Below are 19585 nucleotides of genomic sequence, written 5' to 3'. Positions count from 1 at the left end.
ATCATAAATTCGGAATAATGGAAGTGAACTGGATGGAGGTAAACGGATGGACGATACAACGAGTAGATCAGAACGAAAACGAAAACAGTCGACGTTTACACGTTTAAAAGCAAAACGACGAAAACAAAATGATTCTTTTGAAAGAATTGGACAGCGCAAGCCTGTTCGCCGTCCGTGGATACTATATGCTTCGGTCGGATCAGCCCTTATTCTTCTATATGCGGTGACACTCTTACTTACGACAGATTCTTTATCTCGTGGTGAGACGTTCAAGACGACGAACCGCTATAAAACATTACAAATCGAAGCGCCGAACGCGAGCATCAACTTCGTTAGAAGCACGGATGGGAATGTTCAATTGAAACTGGTCGATAGTGCTTCAAGTAAAAAACGCTTAAAAGTCGGGATGTCAGGAAATACGATTACCGTGACAGGACGTGACGGCTGGCTGGCCCGATTCGGAAATCGCCCGAGCTTGAAAACGGGGGATTATGAGATTGAAGTTGGTTTACCTAGCTATATGAATCGAATCGATGTCGATGCGGCCTCGTTAACAGGGATGGGCGTTTTTGCCAAGGTGATTCAGCTTGACGCGGAGACGATTCGTCTGAATAAAATTAACGCAGATGACGTGACATTGATTGGGAGCGGAGCTGTTGACATCGAGGATTTGAATGCTGTTCATGCTGATGTCACAGGAAAGAGTGTCAAACTCGACGAATATGGTGTGAAACTTGATTTAAGCGTCAAGACGATTGATGGAGCGATTCGATTAAATCCTGCAAAAACCGCTGGGACAATTACGGTTGAAACGGATGGAGACGTGAAAGCTGCAAAACGTTACACGAAATTAAAAGACGACAGTGCAGCTATTTATGAGCTGTCGAAACAAGAAAAGCCGGAAGTGACGGTTGAAAGTGAAGTCGGGCAGGTGACGCTCGAGTGAACATCCAATTTCGAATCGGTCTCCGTACCATTAAGACAGGGATCGCCGTCGCGATTGCGCTCAGCTTCTCTTGGTACGTCTTCGACATCTATTCTGGAATGGGAGCCGTCGCAGCAATCGTTGCGATGCAACCGACGATTCACCGCTCCTTTAAAATGTTCTTTAATCGAGTGTTCGGAACGATTTTAGGTCTGGTCTGTGGTCTCGTAGTCGTTGCGACGTTAGGGGCAAACCCCTTGACGATTGGGTTAGCCGTTATCGTGTCGCTCGTCTTCAACTCGATGATTGGTCGGACGGACATGTCGACGTTTGCTGCCTTTGCCATCGTTTTGATGTTTGAAAGTCCGACTGCCGATTATGTCCATTATGCCTTGACACGGTCTCTGTTGACGGTCGTTGGTGTTTTATCGGCGGTCGCGGTCAACTATATCGTCTTCCCACCGCACTATGAAAACCGTTTAATGTTGCTCGTCAAAAAAACGACGCAACAATTAATGGAGGACTGGCGGAGTCTCGTTAAGGACGACACAAAACTGCTGGCAGTCCGTAAGCAAGTGCTAAAACATGAAGAGATGATGTTGATGCTTCAAGAAGATCAAAAATATCCGCTCGTGACGAGTGGACAAAGTGAACCGTTTATTGAACTGAAACAGCTCGTCGATTTAGAAGATAAATTACTGTTACTGCTTGAGAGTATCGCCAGTCACCGAGATATCCCGATGACGGATGAACAAGAAAAAATGCTCGGTCAAGAGATTGACTTTTTGTTGAGTCATCATTATGATGTGATTTTTTCGCATGAACGGAAACAATCGATGTTCTCATTTGATGAAGAAGTGAATGAAGCGAAAGATATCATCAACGGACATCTCCTGGATTACCGTGAACAGCTCGAAAAGATGAAATAGACGTTGTGCTCGATTGTACGCTTTTAACCTTGAAAGAAAGTGTTGAGAATCGTTTTGTTCACTCGAAATCGCCTCCTAAGGAAAAACAAGCAGGAGTGACCCTGCAACGGAGTGAAGCGGGGCGATGCTTGTCCCAGGATAACGATTCGAGGTGAACAAAAAAGCACAATCTTTCTCGTTAAGAGAAAAACTGCACTTTGTCTTCAGTCTACAGATGGAACATCACTTTAATGTGACGTTCCATCTTTTTTGTGTGACGCTACCGTTCCGACACGTACTAAAATAATCATCAGTGTGCGGTTGACACGTTTGTACCGACCACGGTTTGTCATTTTAAGCGAAGCGCTTGTACGACACTCGCATCTGGTGTGACGTACAACGTCGTTTGATCCGTATAGATGACGAAACCGGGTTTAGCACCACTTGGCTTCTTGACATGACGGAGTTCCGTGAAATCGACAGGGACTTGACTCGATTCGCGTGCTTTTGAATAATAAGCAGCAACCATCGCGGCTTCTTTTAACGTCGTTTCATCAGGTTCATCACTCCGGATGATGACGTGCGAACCGGGAATATCTTTCGTATGCAACCACGTTTCAGAGCGTCGTCCGAATTTGAACGTCGCATAGTCATTTTGTTTGTTGTTCTTACCGACAAAAAAGTCGATGCCGGTCGAAGACTGATAGGCTTCAAGTTTTGGGACGAGCGGTTTCTTTTTCTTTTTACTGCGCTCGCGTAAGTAGCCTTCTTCGACGAGTTCTTCACGCATTTCCCGGATATCATCGGGTGAAGCAACCTCGAGTTGGGCGAGTAACGACTCGAAATAATCGATTTCGAGTTGATTCTTCGTCAATTGTTTTGCGACTTCAACTTTGGCTGTCTTTAGTTTGTTGTAGCGTTTATAGTACCGTTGTGCATTTTCGTTCGGTGAAAAACGGGGATCGAGTGCGATTGTAATTTCTTTCCCGTCCTCGTCATAATAATCGACGACGGTCGCTTCTTTCATCCCACGTTGTAGTTGATACAAGTAGGTCGTCAAGAGCTCACCTTTATGCTTCAGTTCATCCATCTTCTCAGTCGCCGCAAGGTCACGTTCGAGTTTCGTCCGTTTTAAGAGGTTCTTCTCGTACTCACTCTTAATGAAGCGTTCTAAATCCGCAGCCTGTTGTTTGACACGGTCGCGGTTCGATTTTTGATGGAAGAAGGCATCAAGTACGTCACCACTCGTCGTGAACGTTTTTTCATCGACAATCTCGCCATGCTGTAAGGCAACGGGCGAAAACCGTTCTTTGCCACTCGCGAGCCGTTGGAAATAGTACGGTCCTTCCAGTTCGTCCAAGACAGACCGGAGTGCTTCCGCGAGCGAAGTGCGATTGGCAAGTCCTGCACGCAAGACGACTTCTTCAGCGATTTGTGGGGATAGTCCACTGAACAGCCCGAGTAATTGACGGTCAATCTTACCGGCGTTCCAATCGATACGGTGTAAGGCTGTTTCAATATCCCCAGTCAATGGATCAACTTTATCTTGTTGCGGGGGGAGTTGATATTGTAGTCCCGGCATGATCGTCCGGAACGTATTTTGACTGAGTGGAAGATGCTTAATCGCATCAAGGATTTTGTCCTGACCATCCGTCAATAGAATGTTCGAGTGACGTCCCATCAATTCGATATATAATTTTTTGGCTTCTTCGTCACCAAGTTCATTGCGGGAACGAATACGCATCAAAATGACACGGTCCCGTCCTAATTGTTCAATTGATTCGATGAAGCCACCTTCTAGATGCTTCCGGAGCATCATGCAAAACATCGGGGGTTCGCTTGGATTGCTCGTCGATTCGCTCGTCATGTGCAAACGTGCATACATTGCGTTCGCAGATGCGAGTAGGGTGACGTTCTTACGATCGGCCCGGATGCTAAAAATTAAATCGAGTGCATACGGTTGATGAATCTTATTGATTCGCCCACCGACGAGCATCTGTAGTTCGTTGACGACACGTGTCGTCATCAATCCATCAAAAGCCATGATATTACCTTCTTTCCTGATTTCGTTTCCACTTTCTAAAGGTAACAGAAACGGCTTCGTTATGGTATGATAAAGCAGTCGAGCTAGAAAAAGATTACTTGCGAACTTCCTGTCTATACTGCTAATATGAAACAATGTGAAGTTTGTTAGATGGAGGGGTTCTGAAGTGATTTTCAAAGAGCGTGGCTTATTACTCGTATTATCTGGTCCGAGTGGTGTTGGTAAAGGGACGGTTTGTCGTGCCTTACGTGAAGACGAGGACAATAATTTGCATTATTCGGTGTCATGTACGACACGGAAACCGCGTGAAGGAGAAATTGATGGTGTTCATTATTTCTTCAAAACACGTGATGAGTTCGAGCATATGATTGAAAACAACCAATTGCTTGAGCATGCAGAATTTGTTGGGAACTATTACGGTACACCAGTTGACTGGGTGAACAAAATCTTAGATGAAGGCAAAGATGTCATCTTAGAAATCGAAGTACAAGGTGCGATGCAAGTGAAGGAGCACTTCCCAGAAGCGGTCTTCTTGTTCTTGGCGCCTCCGAGTCTTCAAGAATTACGCAATCGTCTCATCGGACGAGGGACTGAATCAGAAGAAGTCATCAAACAACGTCTCCTCGTTGCAAAAGAAGAGATTGAAATGATGGATGCTTATGATTATGTCGTGACGAATGATGAAATTCACAAAGCGTGTGATCGGATTCAAGCAATCGTTACTGCGGAACATTGTAGTCGGGAACGCGTTGCGTCCCTTTATAAAAAAGCCATGGAGGTTAAATAACATGTTATATCCATCAGTAGATAAGCTACAAAAGAAAGTCCCTTCTAAATACACAATCGTGACGGTCGCTGCTAAACGGGCGCGTCAAATCCAAGACGGAAAACGCGTGAAGGTCGCAAATCCGAAATCACATAAGCCAGTCGGGAAAGCCCTTGAAGAGCTCTACTTCGGAGAGGTATTGGTCACGAACCAACCGCAAGACTAATTTTGAAGCAGCCACTCCTCATTGTGGCTGTTTTTTTCAATAAGGAGGAGTCCAATATGCTAACGAATCGTAATATCTTACTCTGCGTCGGAGGTGGAATTGCCTCCTATAAAGCAGCAGCACTCGCCTCGAAACTTGTCCAGGCAGGGGCGAGCGTCCAGGTCGCAATGACGAAAAATGCCCAACAATTCGTTGGGAAGACGACGTTTGAGGCGTTGACACGTAAACCGGTCTACGATGATGTTTTCATCGAACACGATGCTTCAAAAATCGCCCACATCGATTTAGCGGACGAGGCAGATTTAATCGTCGTCGCGCCGGCGACAGCAAATTTGATTGCCAAACTCGCGACAGGCATCGCCGATGATTTCATCACGACGACGATTCTCGCTGCGAAGTGTCCTGTCGTCGTCGCACCAGCGATGAACGTCAATATGCTTGAACATCCGGCGACAGTCCGAAATCTCGATCAATTGATGGCAGACGGCGTCCAGGTGATTGCACCAGGAGTCGGTAATCTTGCTTGTGGCTGGGTCGGAAAAGGACGTCTTCCGGAGTCTGAGGATTTAGTCGAGACCATCAAAGGGCTCTTCGAGACGAAACCACTTGCCGGGCGTCATGTATTAGTCAGTGCCGGTCCGACGATCGAACGGATTGATCCGGTCCGTTACTTAACAAATGATTCGTCCGGAAAAATGGGTGTTGCGCTAGCAGAAGCAGCACGTGATTTTGGCGCTACGGTGACACTCGTCCATGGACCGATTAAAGGCGAACTACCGAGCGGGATGACGACAGTGGCGATTGAATCCGGAGACGAGATGCTCCATGAGATGCTTACGCGTTATGCGGCACAAGATTTAGTTATCATGGCAGCAGCAGTGGCCGATTATCGTCCGACGATTCAGTATACGAAAAAACAGAAAAAAATCGATGGGCCGTTACAGATTGAGCTTGAAGAGACGACGGACATTTTACGGACGTTGGGTGAACAGAAGACGCATCAAGTGCTTGTCGGGTTCGCGGCTGAGACGGAACAGGTCGAAGTTCACGCGCTGAAAAAATTAGAGCGAAAGCATGCTGATTTTATTGTCGCAAATGATGTCTCCCGTCCGGAAATTGGATTTTCAAGTGACGAAAACCAAGTGACGGTTTTCGAGAAAAATGGTCCCGCTAGACACTACGGTCAACAACTGAAAACGGATTTAGCGAAAGGTTTACTGGAACAATTCGCTGAGGTCTTACGATGATTGCTGAAGTCATCGTCGATGTAGCAGCAGCGACCGTTGACCGACCATTCGATTATGAAGTACCGGAATTGTGGCAGAATCTTGTCGTCCCCGGCATGCGAGTCGAAGTACCCTTTGGACCACGGGCGTTACTCGGCATCGTCGTCGCGACAAAGGAAGAAAGTGATTTGACACGGATTAAAACGATTGTCCGTGTTCTTGATGAAGTTCCGACCTATACGGAGGAACTGTTAGAACTTTCCTCGTATCTGTCGGAGACGACACTTTGTTATCAAGCGACGGCGTTACTCGCGATGTTACCTGCGGCGTTAAAGGTCAGTTATGATAAACTGATTTTGACGGAAACTGCTCGATTTTCGCATTGGAACCGCAAAAAAATCAGTCAGTTTCCAAGTGAAGTCCAACAAGAAATCTTACTCGCTGCACGTCAAGGTGAAGTTGAGCTCCAACCCGTCATCAAAGAAAAAAAGACGACGAAAACGGACAAACGGATTCGCCTGCTCGATCCGTCGGTTCCGTTGTCGAGTCAAGCGACGAAACAAGTATTGTTGCGAGACTATTTAATCGAACAGAAGGAGACGATGTGGAGTCACGTCATGCATGAGCTTGATTTGACATTAAGCATCGTCCATACGCTAGAACGTAAAGGTGTCCTCAGTGTCGAAACGGTGGACATCAATCGCAATCCCTACGAACATTTGACGCAAGATATCTTTACGCCCGCGAGGCTGACAGACGATCAACAGGCGGCAGTCGACGCGATTACGGCGCCGGACGAAACGGCGACATTTTTACTACATGGTGTGACCGGCAGTGGAAAAACGGAAGTTTACCTCGAGTCGATTCACGCGATGCTTGAACGGGGCCGACAGGCGATCTTGCTTGTCCCTGAAATCAGTCTGACACCGATGATGGTCAAACGATTCAAGCGTCGGTTCGGTGAACGGGTCGCCGTCTTGCATAGTGGGTTGTCGCTCGGTGAAAAGTACGATGAATGGCGCAAGATTGCGCAAGGAGAAGTCGATGTTGTCGTCGGGGCACGCTCCGCCGTGTTTGCACCGCTGACGAATGTCGGAATCATCATCTTAGATGAAGAACATGAAACGACCTATAAACAAGAAGAAAATCCGAGGTATCATACACGAGACGTCGCCACGTGGCGGGCTGCGTTCCATCATTGTCCGGTCGTCCTCGGAAGTGCGACACCGATCCTTGAGACATACGCCCGGTCGCAAAAAGGGGTCTATCAGTATTTACCATTGAAGGAACGGTTCGGTGGGGAGTTGCCTCCAGTCGATATCATCGACATGCGTAAAGAACTCGAACGCGGGAACCGGACACCTTTTAGCTTGCCGTTGATTGAAGGAATCAAACAACGGATTGAACGGGGCGAGCAGACGGTCCTGCTGCTCAACAGGCGTGGCTATACGACGTTCGTCTTGTGTCGCGATTGCGGAGAGACGTTGCAGTGTCCACACTGCGCCGTCAACTTGACATATCATCAACAAGCCGATCGTCTCAAGTGCCATTACTGCGGGTTCGAGGCAGCGATGCCAAAAGAATGTCCGTCTTGTTCGTCGAAAAAAATTCGACAGTTCGGGACGGGGACGCAAAAGATTGAAGAGGAACTGGCACATTTGATTCCGGAAGCGAAAATCATTCGGATGGATCAAGATACGACATCACGCAAAGGGGCACATGAAAAATTACTCAATGCCTTTGAACGACGTGAAGGAAACATTTTACTCGGGACGCAGATGATTGCAAAAGGGCTTGATTTTCCGAATGTTACGCTCGTCGGTGTCATTGCGGCAGACGCGACGCTCGGAATTCCTGATTTCAGGGCGAGTGAACGGACGTTCCAGTTGATTACGCAAGTCTCAGGACGTGCCGGTCGCGGTGAACTGGCCGGTCAATCAATCATCCAGACGTACAATCCCGAGCATTACGTCATCCAAACCGCAAAACAACATGATTATGAAACCTTTTATAACCGTGAGATGCAATTACGTAAACTAGGTGGGCATCCCCCATTTTGGTTTTTAGGACTCATCACGATTTCAGCGGCCCATCCACTAGAAGCCCAAGCAGAGGCTGAAGCAATTGCGGCACAACTACGACATCTCGAGTCAGACGACCTCGTCGTCAATGGTCCGCTCGATGCACCGCTCGCTCGACTGAAAAACATGTATCGGCAGCAAGTCATTATTAAACACAAAGGGCAAGAAGAGGTGCGGGAGGCACTCCGCGCGATGCTCGCATTACGCATCAAACAAAAGATCCAAGTAACAGTGGATTTAAATCCATTCGTATTTATGTGAGGTGGCAGTATGTATAAAGTAGTAGAAGTTCCAAATGACGTATTGCGTCAGACGTGTCAACGCGTCACGAAATTTGATAAAAAGTTAGGTAAGATGATCGACCGAATGTTCGACACGATGTATGAATACGACGGCGTCGGACTCGCAGCACCACAAATTAATCAACCGATCCGTGTCGCCGTTGTCCATACCGATGACGAGACAGGTCCGATTGAGTTGATCAACCCGGAAATCATCGAATCAAGTGGATCGCAAATCGATGACGAAGGGTGTCTCAGTATGCCGGGTATCTTCGGTCCAGTCGAACGATTCGACCACATCGTCGTCAAAACACAAGATCGCCTTGGACGTAGCGTCAAAATCAAAGCGAGTGGCTTTTTCGCGCGTGCAATCCAGCATGAGATGGATCATCTCGACGGCGTGTTGTTCACGGATAAACTCGTTGAACAGGAGGCGACGCCACGTGTCGTGTTCATGGGGACACCTGAATTTGCGGCGAGCACGCTCCGTGAAGTCATTGATGCTGGGTACAATGTCGTCGGTGTCGTTTCACAGCCGGATAAGCCGGTCGGACGAAAACGCGAAATTAAACCGACACCTGTTAAAGAAGTTGCAATTGCCCACGAGATTCCTGTCTTGCAACCAACGAAGATTCGCGAGGATTACCAAGACTTGCTCGATTTGAACCCAGACATCATCATCACGGCAGCTTACGGACAAATCGTCCCGACTGCCGTGCTTGAGGCACCAAAATATGGGGCAATCAATGTCCATGCCTCGTTGTTACCGAAGTACCGCGGTGGGGCACCGATTCACCAAGCCATCATTGATGGGGAGAAGGAGACCGGTGTGACAATCATGTATATGGTCGACCGCCTGGACGCGGGAGACATGTTATCAAAAATCATCGTCCCGATTGAAGAACGGGATACGGTCGGCACGATGTTCGAAAAATTGAGTGACGCTGGAGCACGGTTATTGATTGAAACGCTTCCGCAGTTATTTGCCGGAACACTAACACCGGAAGCACAACGGGAAGAGGACGTGACATTTTCTCCAAACATCAGTCGGGAGCGGGAACGGCTTGACTTCTCTCGCCCCGGGGAAGAACTCTACAACCATATTCGGGGAATGAATCCGTTTCCGAGTGCGTATACGCTACTAGGCAAAGATCGTCTTAAAGTCTACTTCGCTGAAAAATGTGAAGGAACAGGAACGCCTGGCGAAATCATTGCCCTTGAGAGTGATGGTCCGGTCATTGCGACGGGCTCGAATGTCGCCTTGAAACTCGTCGATCTCCAACCCGCCGGAAAGAAACGGATGGATGGTGCGACCTTCATGCGTGGGATTGGTCAGACGCTCGAAATCGGACAGAAAGTAGGCGAAGACGCATGAATGTACGCGATGCTGCAGTCACGACGTTATTGAAAATTGGACAAGGTGGTGCATTTTCGACGATCTCCGTCCACCAGATGCTTGAAAAACGAGCAATCTCGAAAGCGGATGTCGGGTTATATACGGAACTCGTCTATGGGACACTCAGCCGTGAGTTGACACTCGACTATATCCTCAATCCGTTGCTCGCGTCACAAAAAAAACTCGATCCCTTCATGCGACCGTTACTGCGGATGAGTGTCTATCAGTTATTTTACCTAGACCGGATTCCGGATCACGCCGTCATCAACGAAGCGGTCGAAATCGCGAAAACACGTGGGAAACCGCATATCGCAAAAGTCGTCAACGGTGTCTTGCGTAACGTTTTACGTCAAGGGAAACCAGACTTCTCGACGATTCCTTCGACCAGCAAACGAATCAGCATTGAGACGAGTCACCCGGAGTGGCTTGTCGAGCGCTGGATTGAATTGTTCGGGGAAGACGAAACATTGAAGATTTGTCAAATCAACAACGAAGCGGCACCCGTCACGGTCCGCGTCAATCGGAATAAAGCGACCGTCGAAGAAGCCGTCGAATTACTCGAAGCCCAAGGTGTCGTCGCTAAACCAGCCGCCGTCGCCCCGGACGGACTTGAAATCATCAGTGGCAGTGTCCAACAAACGGATTTACTCGACCGTGGGTATCTCTCGCTTCAAGATGAGAGTTCGATGCTCGTTGCGCGAGCCGTCGGAGCAGAACCGTCTGACCATGTACTCGACAGTTGTGCAGCACCTGGTGGGAAAGCGATGCATATTGCGGAAGGCTTGACGACAGGTACGTTGACGGCACTTGATTTACACACACATAAAATTAAATTACTAAAAAAACAGGCAGAACGTCTTGAACTCACTACGGTAGAAGCGGAAGCCCTCGACGCCCGCAAAGTCGGTGACCGGTTCGATGCAGCATCGTTTGACCGGATTCTCGTTGATGCACCGTGCTCTGGACTCGGTGTCATCCGCCGGAAACCCGACATTAAATGGACGAAGCAACCAGAAAATTTAACACAGTTACCAATCATTCAGCGACAAATCATCGAGGCAGTTCTTCCACTCGTCAAGCGCGGAGGGACATTCGTCTATTCGACGTGTACGATTGATCCAGTCGAAAATGAACAACAAACAGAATTCATTTTAAGCCAAGGGTTTGTTTTTGATGAGTCGTTCAAAGGGCGAATGCCAGAAAGCGTCCAGCCGTTGATTTCAGAACGGGCAGAGCTCAAGTTGCTTCCGACGACGCTTGGGACCGACGGATTTTACATCGCAGCCTTTAAAAAGCAAGGATGACACGCACGCTGAATTTTCTTAAATGCATCAACAGTAGGTGAGATAGAAGAGGAGGACGGTCATGGAGTTAGCTTATCTGACGACGACTGGAAAAGTTCGATTGCAAAACGAGGATACGGTGTTACTCGTTGGTGATGAAAAACAAGGGCTTGCCGTCGTCGCCGACGGAATGGGTGGTCACGCGGCAGGTGAGAAGGCAAGCGCGATTGTGCATCAAGTATTTGCTGATGCCTATGCAGACATGCCAAGCCGACCAGCTGAATTATCTTCTTGGATTGAACAGCAAGTGGAAATTGCCAATTCTCAAATCTTACAGTATTCCAAGACAGAAAACTTGGCCGTCGTCGGAACGACGATGGCGTGCGTCTGTTGGTCGGACGAACTCCTCGTTATCGGTCACGTCGGGGATAGTCGAGTCTATGCGATTGAAGAAGGTCAATTGAAGCAACTGACAGATGACCATTCTTATGTCAATATGCTAAAGCAATTAGGTGAACTGTCGGAAGAAGAAGTCGAAAATCATCCACGACGAAACGTCATCACGCGCTCGATTGGCTCGAACGAACTCGTCGACGTCGACGTCCAAGTCCGGGATGCACCAGATTATGAAACGGTCCTCGTCTGTAGTGACGGATTAACGGATGAAGTCCCTTATGAAGTAATACAACAGCTGCTACAAGAAGATGCGCCACTCGAGCAAATCGTTGAACGATTAGTTTTTGAGGCGAATGAGCGGGGTGGAGCAGACAACATCACCGTTGCTGCCATCCGTTTCAAAGAAAGAAAGAGGGGCTGAATATGCGATACGGAGATCGATTAAATGACCGCTACCGCATAGAACGGCTAGTTGGAAATGGCGGGATGGCGAATGTCTATCAAGCTTATGATGAAATCTTAAAACGGCATGTCGCAATCAAAATTTTACGAACTGAATTTTCGCATGATGAACAATTCATCCGACGCTTTGAGCGCGAAGCTCATGCTGCGACGAGTTTGAACCATCCGAATATCGTTGCCGTCTATGATGTCGGTGAAGAGGATTCAATTTACTATATCGTGATGGAGTTCATCGACGGGATGACGTTGAAAACCTACTGTGAAGGACGACCGCTCGCAATCAATAAAGCGGTTGAAATCATCAGTCAGATTTGTGGCGCGATTGATCATGCCCATGCCCATCGCATCATCCACAGGGATATAAAACCACAAAATATGCTCGTCCGAAAGGATGGTACGGTCAAGGTGACGGACTTCGGTATTGCCGTCGCGATGTCGAACGCGACATTGACACATACGATGTCCGTTCTTGGTTCCGTGCATTATTTCTCACCTGAACAGGCAAAAGGAAAATTTGCCGATGAAAAATCGGATATTTATTCGCTCGGTGCTGTCCTTTATGAACTCGTGACAGGACACGTCCCGTTCGAAGGGGATTCACCCGTTGCTGTTGCATTAAAACACTTGCAAGATACAGCGCGGCGACCATCCGTCTTGAATCCGGCTGTGCCACAAGCACTAGAAAATTGTATCATGCAGGCACTAGCGAAGGCTCCGCATGATCGGCAACACTCCGTTGCTGAATTTCGGGAAGATATGGTGACGGCCTTATCTGCTGAACGAGCAGATGAAGGGGTTCGCGGGGAAGATCCGATGGAGCAAACGATGGTGTTAAGTCCAGTCTCAGCTCCGTCCGGGACTCCGGTCAAGGAAGAAGAAGCTACGGTCGCGACAGTTGTACCGAAGCAAAAGAAAAAAAAGCGATGGTGGATTGTGCTCGTATTCCTCCTCTTACTCGGAGGTGCCGCGACAACGTTCGCGATGTGGCCGGATCCGACGGTCGTTGTGCCGGATGTCGCAAAAGAAGATGCGGACGAGGCCGAAAAACAACTTGAGAAACTCGGTTTTATCGTCGAATCGACTGAGCGATCAAGTGATACGATTGATGAAGGACTTGTCATCAGTCAAGCACCGCGGGCAAAAGTGACTGTCAAAAAAGGTTCAACGGTCAATCTTGTTGTCTCGACGGGCAGTGACCCGGTCGAAGTGCCGGATGTAACGGACGAAACGGAGAAAAAAGCGACCTCGATCTTAAAAGATGCTGGCTTCTCAAAAGTAGATGTCGAAAAAGAAGAGTCGGAAGACATCAAACAAGGCAATGTCATCCGGCAATCGATTTCAGCCGGAACTGAAGTGATTGCAAAGGAACAGACGATTACAATCACGGTATCCGAAGGTTCGTCAGCATTTGAATTGAAGGATTTGACGAACATGTCGAGTGCTGAAGCAAAAGCGTACTTGGACGCGACAGGTCTCGATGGTACATTCGAACAAGAATTTTCGAGTGAAGTCGAACTCGACCAAGTCATTCGCCAATTTCCGCAAGCGGGTGTCAAAGTCGAGCCGAACGATTCCGTGACGGTCTTTATTTCAAAAGGGGAGGAAGAACAAACCGTGACGGCGACCTTCCCGGAAAAAGTAGCCTACGATGCTGTAGGTGAAGGGGATGAAGATCCGCCGCGGCAAGTCATTCGAATCGAGACGGATGATGCTAAAGGGAAACGTACGGTGATTGAAGAGTCGATTGACAGTGATGAAACATTTGATGTTCCGGTGACGATTGATCCGGGCGAAGAAGGGAAAATTACGATTTATAAAGATGATGTAGTGTATCGCTCGAAAACGATTACCTATAAACAAGCGAAAGCAGAACAATGAGTGTGCTACGAACCGCAAATTGAAGGAGGGCATGGGATGGCAGAAAATCGTATCGAAGAAAATCGGGACGGGACGATCATTCGTCTACAAGGTGGGTTTTATGATGTCATGACGACGCAGGGCGAGGTGCGGTCGCGCGCTCGGGGAAACTTCCGAAAACGTGGTATCAGTCCTGTTGTCGGAGATGAGGTCGTATTGCATATCGAAAGCGAAACTGGATACATTTTAGAAGTGAAGGAACGGCAAAATTTCCTAGTTCGTCCACCGGTCGCAAACATCGATCAAGCGTTGCTTGTCGTCTCAGCAGCAGAACCGGACTTTTCAGCCCATTTGCTCGATCGATTTTTAGTCTTAATCGAAGCAAAAGAGATTCAACCCATTATTATCTTGACGAAGATGGATTTGTTGCAAGGAACAGCAGAAGCAGAAGTCCGGACGGCGATTGCCGGTTACCGACAAATCGGTTATCAGGTGATTGAGACGTCGAGTGAGACGCTAGAAGGGGTAGAGGAAGTTCGCCCGCTACTCAAGGAAAAAACAAGTGTACTCGCGGGACAGTCGGGAGTCGGAAAAAGTTCATTGTTGAATGCGCTCGACCCGACGCTCGATCTCGAGACGAGCCACATCTCGAAATCGCTCGGACGCGGACGACATACGACGCGTCATGTGACGTTAATTCCGCTTGCAGAGGGCTTGATTGCTGATACGCCAGGGTTTTCGAACCTAGATTTTCCACACGAGATGGAAATCGAAGAATTACGTTGGTGTTTTCCGGAATTCGTCGCACGGCAAGATACGTGCAAATACCGTGGTTGCCTGCATTTAAACGAACCAGGCTGTGCTGTCAAAAAATCAGTGGAGGCAGAAGAAATCATGTCCTCACGCTATACGAATTATGGTATGTTTGTAGAGGAAATCAAGAATCGAGCGCGGAGGTATTGAAATGATTAAAATCGCACCATCTATTTTATCAGCAGATTTCGCCAACCTAGAACGAGACGTTAAAGCTGTCGAGGCGGCAGGAGCAGATTACATCCATTTCGACGTCATGGATGGCCAGTTCGTCCCGAACATTTCATTTGGTCTACCCGTCCTCAGTAGTCTTCGTCAAAAGACGGACATGGTCCTTGACGTTCATTTAATGATCGATCGACCAGAAAACTTCGTCGAAGCGTTTGTAGCGGCAGGAGCGGATATCGTCACCTTCCATGTCGAAGCGACGAATCATGTCCATCGTGTCTTGCAACAAATTAAAGGGGCTGGAGCAAAGGCCGGCGTCGTCCTGAATCCACACACGTCACTGTCGACGATTGAACATGTCCTAGAAGAAGTCGACATGGTCTTGTTGATGACGGTCAATCCAGGATTTGGCGGACAAGCTTTCTTGCCGAGCGTCATGACGAAGCTGAAGCAATTAGCGATGATCAAAGCAGAGCGCGGTTTGACGTTCGAAATTGAAATCGATGGTGGTGTCAACGCGGAAACGGCAAAACTGTGTATCGACAATGGGGCAAACGTCCTTGTCGCAGGTTCTGCAATCTACAATGCACCAGACTATGCAGAAGCCATCACTAGTATTCGAAACGCGGCTCACGTATAATAGAGCCAAGACAATTAAATTTTGACCGCAAGGGGTGTCGCGTCAAGCGGCTGAGAGAAGTGAGTAGACTTTAACCCTTCGAACCTGTTCCGTTCAGACGGACGTAGGGATGTGGCGCACGCAGGCAGTACGGCGTCCGTCGTACTGCCTTTTTGTTGTCATCATTATTTTATTTTTAGGAGGAACACAGTATGAAACGATTACAAATGTTAATGGAGATTGCGATTTTCGCGAGTCTCGGTGTTGTATTTGATTTATTGATTCCGTTTAAGATGCCACAAGGCGGATCCATCAGCTTAGCGATGTTACCGATTTTCGTCATGGCCTTTCGTCACGGCGTCGTTGGTGGTGTCATCACGGGTGCGCTCGTCGGAACGATTCAATTGATGTTCGCTCCGCAAGTCTTGACGGTCGTCCAACCGCTGCTTGACTATACGCTTGCATATGGTGTCGTCGGTTTGAGTGGAGTGTTTGCAGGCCAAGTCAAAAAAGCAGCAACAGAAGGTCAAAAAAAGCGTCTCATGACGATTGTCTTGTTTGCGACCTTGCTAGGTGCAGGTCTACGTTATATCTGTCATGTCATCAGTGGGATCGTCTTTTTTGCAGAGTATGCCAAAGGACCGGTCGTTCCATACTCGTTCATTTATAACGCGACGTATATGGCTCCGTCGTACGTTTTATGTGGGGTCGTTGCAGGTATTTTGCTTACGACAGCACCACGTCTTTTACGTTACTCCGCTCGCGGTATTTAAAGATGAGAGTTTTAATCGTTGCGGCAGGACCGGTAGAAGACGTCCCGACGCTCGCACCATTCGTGAAAGACAAGACGATGATTATCGGTGTTGACGGCGGGATTGCGACATTAGTGGAGCAAGGACTTGATTTTGATGTGGCAATCGGTGACTTTGATTCGCTCGGATACGTTCCGGATGGTGGATTGCTTCATCCGGCAGAAAAAGATGAAACGGACTTAGAACTAGCGTTACGTTACGCTACCGAACAGGCTGCAGGTTCTGAACTACTCATCTTTGGTGCGACGGGTGGTCGGCTCGACATGACGCTACAGAACGTCTATTTGTTAAAACAATTTCCGATGGCACGACTCGTGACGAAACGTGAGGATGTCCGGTACTGGAAAACCGGTCAGTACGAACTCGCGTCTGAAGGGTATCATTACCTTTCCTTCATTCCCCTTGTCCCGTCGAACTTGACCCTGCGCGGCGTCAAATACCCCTTGACGGAGCATCCTGTTCCGGTCGGTGGTTCGCTGACGGTCAGCAATGAGTGGGTTGGTGTTGCGCAAGTGACGGTCGTCGAAGGGGAAGTTCTCGTCCTGCGCACGCACGAAAAATAAAAACGTGATAGACGCGACTCCATCATATCCCGCTGAAGCGATCGGGATATGGGTTCTAAGCGATTCGAGACCGATTGCGCGCTAAACCGTCTGCATGCCCGCTTTTTCGTCACTGTGTTACTAAGAAACGTCACGTTTCGTTGACTCCTGCCTCTGAAAGCAACGGAAAAGAGGCAAGCTTTTTATCACTCCATATTACTTTGTCTACACGCTGAAACGCCGACGACTCCGTATGTAAAACGGAAGCGTCGGCGCTTTGATTTGTTTACGACTTTTTTAGTCAGTCGACTGTTTGAGATTGGTGAGATTGGCGGGCTCCGGTATCCGGTGTATCCAGGACCAGGTAATATGTCAAAGTCATTCGTCTTGAAGTGTCGAACTGGCTGCTTGTTGTTCGCTTTTGGCAGCAAGGTGCTTCCCTTTGACAAATAGGTGGTAACTTGCCCATGTCAGTAGGAAGAAAGGGACGCCGAGATATAAGGCGACACGTTGATCCGCTTGAAAACCTAAACTGATTAAGACGAGCAGGTTGAGTGAGAGCGAAACGATCGGTAAGACTGGGAAAAACGGTGTCTTGAACTTCAATTCGTCAAGCGTGTGTCCTGACTTGATAAACTGACGTCGGAAAGCAATTTGCGAAGCAGAAATCGAGATCCAACCGACTTGCGCTCCGAGACCGGCGATGGATAACAACCAGATGAAGACGGTATCCTCGGCAAAAAATGCCGTCAATAAGGATAACATCGCGAACAACATCGTGAACGCTAAGGCACGCATCGGCACACCCCGTTGATTGACGATGGCGAGTTTTTTTGAAATCATACCTTCTTGCGACATCGACCAGAGCATGCGTGTCGCAGCATACAGTCCAGAGTTTCCGACGGATAAGAGTGCCGTCAAAACGACGATGTTCATCAAATCTGCAGCATATGGGATGCCGATTGCGTCAAAGACCATGATGAAGGGACTGCTGATGCCGCTCGCCGATTCATACGGAATCAAGGCACCGATGATCGTGATTGAGAGGACGAAGAAAATAAACGTCCGCCAAACCGTATTACGAATCGCTTTCGGAATCGATTTTTCTGGATCACTCGATTCCCCGGCAGCGACTCCAATCAATTCTGTTCCTTGGAAAGCGAAGTTGACGGCAATCATCGTCGTCAAGACGCCGAGAGCCCCGTTCGGAAACCAGCCGTTCGCCGTGAAGTTCGCGAACAACGTAGCTGGTCGTTCAGCCGCCATATCAATCCATCCGAACCATGCGGCTCCCCCGAGTCCGATGAAGAACAGGATGGCGAGTACTTTAAGACTTGAAAACCAAAATTCTGCTTCCCCGAATGCTTTCGCAGAGATAGCGTTCAAACCGAATAAGATGACGGTAAATAAGGCGCACCAGATGACGACAGGAACGTTTGGAAACCAGCGATCCATCAGACTACCGGCAGCTGTGATTTCTAGAGCGACGGTCACGGCCCAGCCGAGCCAATAAATCCAACCGACGGCAAAACCGATGCCTGGACCGATAAAACGTGTCGTATACGTTTGGAATGAACCGGACACAGGCATGTGGACAGCCATCTCTCCTAGACAGAGCATCGTTAAGTACATGATTGTTCCGCCGACGATGTAACTGAGGACCGCCCCGAGTGGTCCTGCTTGCGAAATCGTCAACCCTGAACCGAGAAATAACCCCGTCCCGATAATACCACCAAGCGAAATCATGAATAGATGTCGGCTTGTCATGGCTCTTTTTAACTGCATGATGAATTCCCCCTTGAGCAATCAAGTAACTGCCAACTTATTGTAAGCGTTTTCAAACGCTGCGACAATTACTTTAGGAGAAAAATAAAAAAGACGACAAAAAAACCGGAAGGGAAGATTCCCGTCCGGTTTTTGCGCCTTATACGCGTTCGACTTTACCTGATTTAAGAGCTCGAGCTGAAACCCAAACCTTTTTAGGTTTACCGTCAACGAGGATACGTACTTTTTGTACGTTGACTCCCCAAGTGCGTTTCGTTTTGTTCAATGCGTGTGAACGGTTGTTTCCCGACTTCGGCGATTTTCCAGTAACGTAGCATTTACGTGCCATGCGTTCCGCCTCCTTTTATGTTGTTTTGCGTTCGTCCTAATAGACACTTTGCTATCTTAGCATGGTGTCAGGACGGTTGCAACATAAAAAAAGTAGCTGACAAGAAAAAAACTTGACAGAGAACCTCAAAATTTAAAATAATGGATGAGGATGATGGTAAAAGTTCATTTGACCGCTACTATTTTTCACTTATTCATTGTATAGTCAGTACGGCGACTTTTCAATAGTAGGTCCTTATAGTAGAATTACGAGAAGAACACAATTAGTTAAAGGGGGCTACTCAGGTGGCGATCGAGATGAAAACGACCTATGGAAAGATTGATGTAGATAATGATGTCGTCGCGCAACTGGCGGGCGGAGCTGCAATGGAATGTTTTGGTGTCGTTGGTATGGCATCCCAATCACAAATCAAAGATGGGCTAGCTGAATTATTGAAACGTGAGAATTTTGCACGTGGTGTCATCGTTCGACAATCTTCAGAACAAGTCCACATCGATATGCATATCATTGTGAGTTACGGTACAAAAATTTCTGAAGTCGCGAACAATGTTCAAAGCCGTGTTAAATATACGTTGAACCAAGCGTTAGGGTTAGAAGTGACATCTGTAAATATTTTTGTCCAAGGAGTCCGCTTGACGAATGTCTAAGACGGAAATAGAGGAGGAAA

Annotated in this window: 18 protein-coding genes and 1 riboswitch; of the genes, 15 read left to right on the top strand and 3 right to left on the bottom strand. The window is 48.0% G+C overall.

All coding sequences use genetic code 11. From position 1 onward, the window contains the following. The first annotated feature begins 46 nt into the window (after nt 1-46). Both P403_RS0102400 and P403_RS0102395 read left to right on the top strand, forming a co-directional pair. Nucleotides 47-946 (top strand): DUF4097 family beta strand repeat-containing protein, encoded by a 900-nt coding sequence (locus tag P403_RS0102400; RefSeq protein WP_029330882.1) that lies wholly within the window; start codon nt 47-49, stop codon nt 944-946. Next, the gene (locus P403_RS0102395; protein ID WP_029330881.1) at nt 943-1854 is read left to right on the top strand and encodes an FUSC family protein; all 912 of its coding nucleotides are present in this window, start codon (nt 943-945) and stop codon (nt 1852-1854) included. Before P403_RS0102400 ends, P403_RS0102395 begins: the two co-directional genes overlap by 4 nt. A 328-nt stretch (nt 1855-2182) precedes the next feature. On the opposite strand, the gene P403_RS0102390 is transcribed toward P403_RS0102395, so the two are convergent. Then, nucleotides 2183-3877 carry an Rqc2 family fibronectin-binding protein gene (locus P403_RS0102390; RefSeq protein WP_029330880.1) on the bottom strand — a complete coding sequence of 565 codons (1695 nt, stop codon included), beginning with the start codon at nt 3875-3877 and terminating at the stop codon, nt 2183-2185. Nucleotides 3878-4046: 169 nt separating this feature from the next. Between P403_RS0102390 and gmk the strand changes: the two genes are divergently transcribed. The 12 genes from gmk (at nt 4047) to P403_RS0102330 (ending at nt 16826) form a co-directional block, all read left to right on the top strand. Continuing rightward, a complete protein-coding gene (gene gmk / locus P403_RS0102385; RefSeq protein ID WP_200872407.1) occupies nt 4047-4664 on the top strand; it encodes a guanylate kinase in 618 nt (205 codons plus the stop codon). A gap of 1 nt (nt 4665) precedes the next feature. Further along, nucleotides 4666-4869 (top strand): DNA-directed RNA polymerase subunit omega, encoded by a 204-nt coding sequence (rpoZ, locus tag P403_RS0102380; protein ID WP_029330878.1) that lies wholly within the window; start codon nt 4666-4668, stop codon nt 4867-4869. Between the two features lie 56 nt (nt 4870-4925). Beyond that, nucleotides 4926-6116, top strand: a complete 1191-nt coding sequence (gene coaBC, locus P403_RS0102375; protein ID WP_029330877.1) for a bifunctional phosphopantothenoylcysteine decarboxylase/phosphopantothenate--cysteine ligase CoaBC — start codon at nt 4926-4928, stop codon at nt 6114-6116. Next, complete coding sequence (gene priA, locus P403_RS0102370; protein WP_029330876.1) at nt 6113-8437, top strand: primosomal protein N'; 2325 nt, start codon at nt 6113-6115, stop codon at nt 8435-8437. The genes coaBC and priA overlap by 4 nt, the downstream gene beginning before the upstream one ends. Before the next feature lie 9 nt (nt 8438-8446). Continuing rightward, the gene (fmt, locus tag P403_RS15940) at nt 8447-9832 is read left to right on the top strand and encodes a methionyl-tRNA formyltransferase (protein WP_029330875.1); all 1386 of its coding nucleotides are present in this window, start codon (nt 8447-8449) and stop codon (nt 9830-9832) included. Then, on the top strand, nt 9829-11157 hold the full coding sequence (gene rsmB, locus P403_RS0102360) for a 16S rRNA (cytosine(967)-C(5))-methyltransferase RsmB (protein WP_029330874.1): 1329 nt from the start codon (nt 9829-9831) through the stop codon (nt 11155-11157). The genes fmt and rsmB overlap by 4 nt, the downstream gene beginning before the upstream one ends. 61 nt (nt 11158-11218) lie before the next feature. Beyond that, nucleotides 11219-11953 (top strand): Stp1/IreP family PP2C-type Ser/Thr phosphatase, encoded by a 735-nt coding sequence (locus tag P403_RS0102355; RefSeq protein WP_029330873.1) that lies wholly within the window; start codon nt 11219-11221, stop codon nt 11951-11953. Between the two features lie 2 nt (nt 11954-11955). Continuing rightward, nucleotides 11956-13872: a Stk1 family PASTA domain-containing Ser/Thr kinase gene (gene pknB / locus P403_RS0102350; RefSeq protein WP_029330872.1), complete on the top strand. Its 1917-nt coding sequence runs from the start codon at nt 11956-11958 to the stop codon at nt 13870-13872. A gap of 36 nt (nt 13873-13908) precedes the next feature. Beyond that, nucleotides 13909-14814, top strand: coding sequence for a ribosome small subunit-dependent GTPase A (rsgA, locus tag P403_RS0102345; protein WP_029330871.1), 906 nt, complete (start codon nt 13909-13911; stop codon nt 14812-14814). Nucleotide 14815: 1 nt separating this feature from the next. Next, a complete protein-coding gene (gene rpe / locus P403_RS0102340; RefSeq protein ID WP_029330870.1) occupies nt 14816-15472 on the top strand; it encodes a ribulose-phosphate 3-epimerase in 657 nt (218 codons plus the stop codon). A gap of 20 nt (nt 15473-15492) precedes the next feature. Beyond that, nucleotides 15493-15599: riboswitch (TPP riboswitch) on the top strand. Between the two features lie 64 nt (nt 15600-15663). Then, nucleotides 15664-16224, top strand: a complete 561-nt coding sequence (gene thiT, locus P403_RS0102335) for an energy-coupled thiamine transporter ThiT (protein ID WP_029330869.1) — start codon at nt 15664-15666, stop codon at nt 16222-16224. A gap of 2 nt (nt 16225-16226) precedes the next feature. Then, entirely contained in the window at nt 16227-16826 is a 600-nt protein-coding gene (locus P403_RS0102330) for a thiamine diphosphokinase (RefSeq protein WP_029330868.1), read from the top strand. Between the two features lie 357 nt (nt 16827-17183). Here P403_RS0102330 and P403_RS0102325 read toward each other — a convergent pair whose 3' ends face one another. Beyond that, nucleotides 17184-18590, bottom strand: a complete 1407-nt coding sequence (locus tag P403_RS0102325) for an amino acid permease (protein ID WP_034800825.1) — start codon at nt 18588-18590, stop codon at nt 17184-17186. A 139-nt stretch (nt 18591-18729) separates the two neighbouring features. Then, nucleotides 18730-18918 carry a 50S ribosomal protein L28 gene (gene rpmB, locus P403_RS16370; RefSeq protein WP_023468758.1) on the bottom strand — a complete coding sequence of 63 codons (189 nt, stop codon included), beginning with the start codon at nt 18916-18918 and terminating at the stop codon, nt 18730-18732. A gap of 284 nt (nt 18919-19202) precedes the next feature. Here rpmB and P403_RS0102315 point away from each other — a divergent pair, with 284 nt between their 5' ends. After that, entirely contained in the window at nt 19203-19565 is a 363-nt protein-coding gene (locus P403_RS0102315; RefSeq protein WP_029330866.1) for an Asp23/Gls24 family envelope stress response protein, read from the top strand. Nucleotides 19566-19585 lie beyond the last annotated feature (20 nt).

Origin of the sequence: Exiguobacterium oxidotolerans JCM 12280, from assembly GCF_000702625.1 — a bacterium.
In the GTDB taxonomy this organism is placed as follows: domain Bacteria; phylum Bacillota; class Bacilli; order Exiguobacteriales; family Exiguobacteriaceae; genus Exiguobacterium_A; species Exiguobacterium_A oxidotolerans.
The sequence above is the reverse complement of the archived record's forward strand: the minus strand, read 5'-3'. Positions and strand labels throughout refer to the sequence as shown.

Bases quoted from the DNA above. Each gene is read 5' to 3' on its own strand.
- fmt (WP_029330875.1), top strand. From the start codon at position 8,447: ATGTATAAAGTAGTAGAAGTTCCAAATGACGTATTGCGTCAGACGTGT.
- rsgA (WP_029330871.1), top strand. From the start codon at position 13,909: ATGGCAGAAAATCGTATCGAAGAAAATCGGGACGGGACGATCATTCGT.
- pknB (WP_029330872.1), top strand. From the start codon at position 11,956: ATGCGATACGGAGATCGATTAAATGACCGCTACCGCATAGAACGGCTA.
- P403_RS0102355 (WP_029330873.1), top strand. From the start codon at position 11,219: ATGGAGTTAGCTTATCTGACGACGACTGGAAAAGTTCGATTGCAAAAC.
- rsmB (WP_029330874.1), top strand. From the start codon at position 9,829: ATGAATGTACGCGATGCTGCAGTCACGACGTTATTGAAAATTGGACAA.
- thiT (WP_029330869.1), top strand. From the start codon at position 15,664: ATGAAACGATTACAAATGTTAATGGAGATTGCGATTTTCGCGAGTCTC.
- rpmB (WP_023468758.1), bottom strand. From the start codon at position 18,918: ATGGCACGTAAATGCTACGTTACTGGAAAATCGCCGAAGTCGGGAAAC.
- rpe (WP_029330870.1), top strand. From the start codon at position 14,816: ATGATTAAAATCGCACCATCTATTTTATCAGCAGATTTCGCCAACCTA.
- P403_RS0102390 (WP_029330880.1), bottom strand. From the start codon at position 3,877: ATGGCTTTTGATGGATTGATGACGACACGTGTCGTCAACGAACTACAG.
- coaBC (WP_029330877.1), top strand. From the start codon at position 4,926: ATGCTAACGAATCGTAATATCTTACTCTGCGTCGGAGGTGGAATTGCC.
- P403_RS0102400 (WP_029330882.1), top strand. From the start codon at position 47: ATGGACGATACAACGAGTAGATCAGAACGAAAACGAAAACAGTCGACG.
- priA (WP_029330876.1), top strand. From the start codon at position 6,113: ATGATTGCTGAAGTCATCGTCGATGTAGCAGCAGCGACCGTTGACCGA.
- rpoZ (WP_029330878.1), top strand. From the start codon at position 4,666: ATGTTATATCCATCAGTAGATAAGCTACAAAAGAAAGTCCCTTCTAAA.
- P403_RS0102325 (WP_034800825.1), bottom strand. From the start codon at position 18,590: ATGCAGTTAAAAAGAGCCATGACAAGCCGACATCTATTCATGATTTCG.
- P403_RS0102330 (WP_029330868.1), top strand. From the start codon at position 16,227: ATGAGAGTTTTAATCGTTGCGGCAGGACCGGTAGAAGACGTCCCGACG.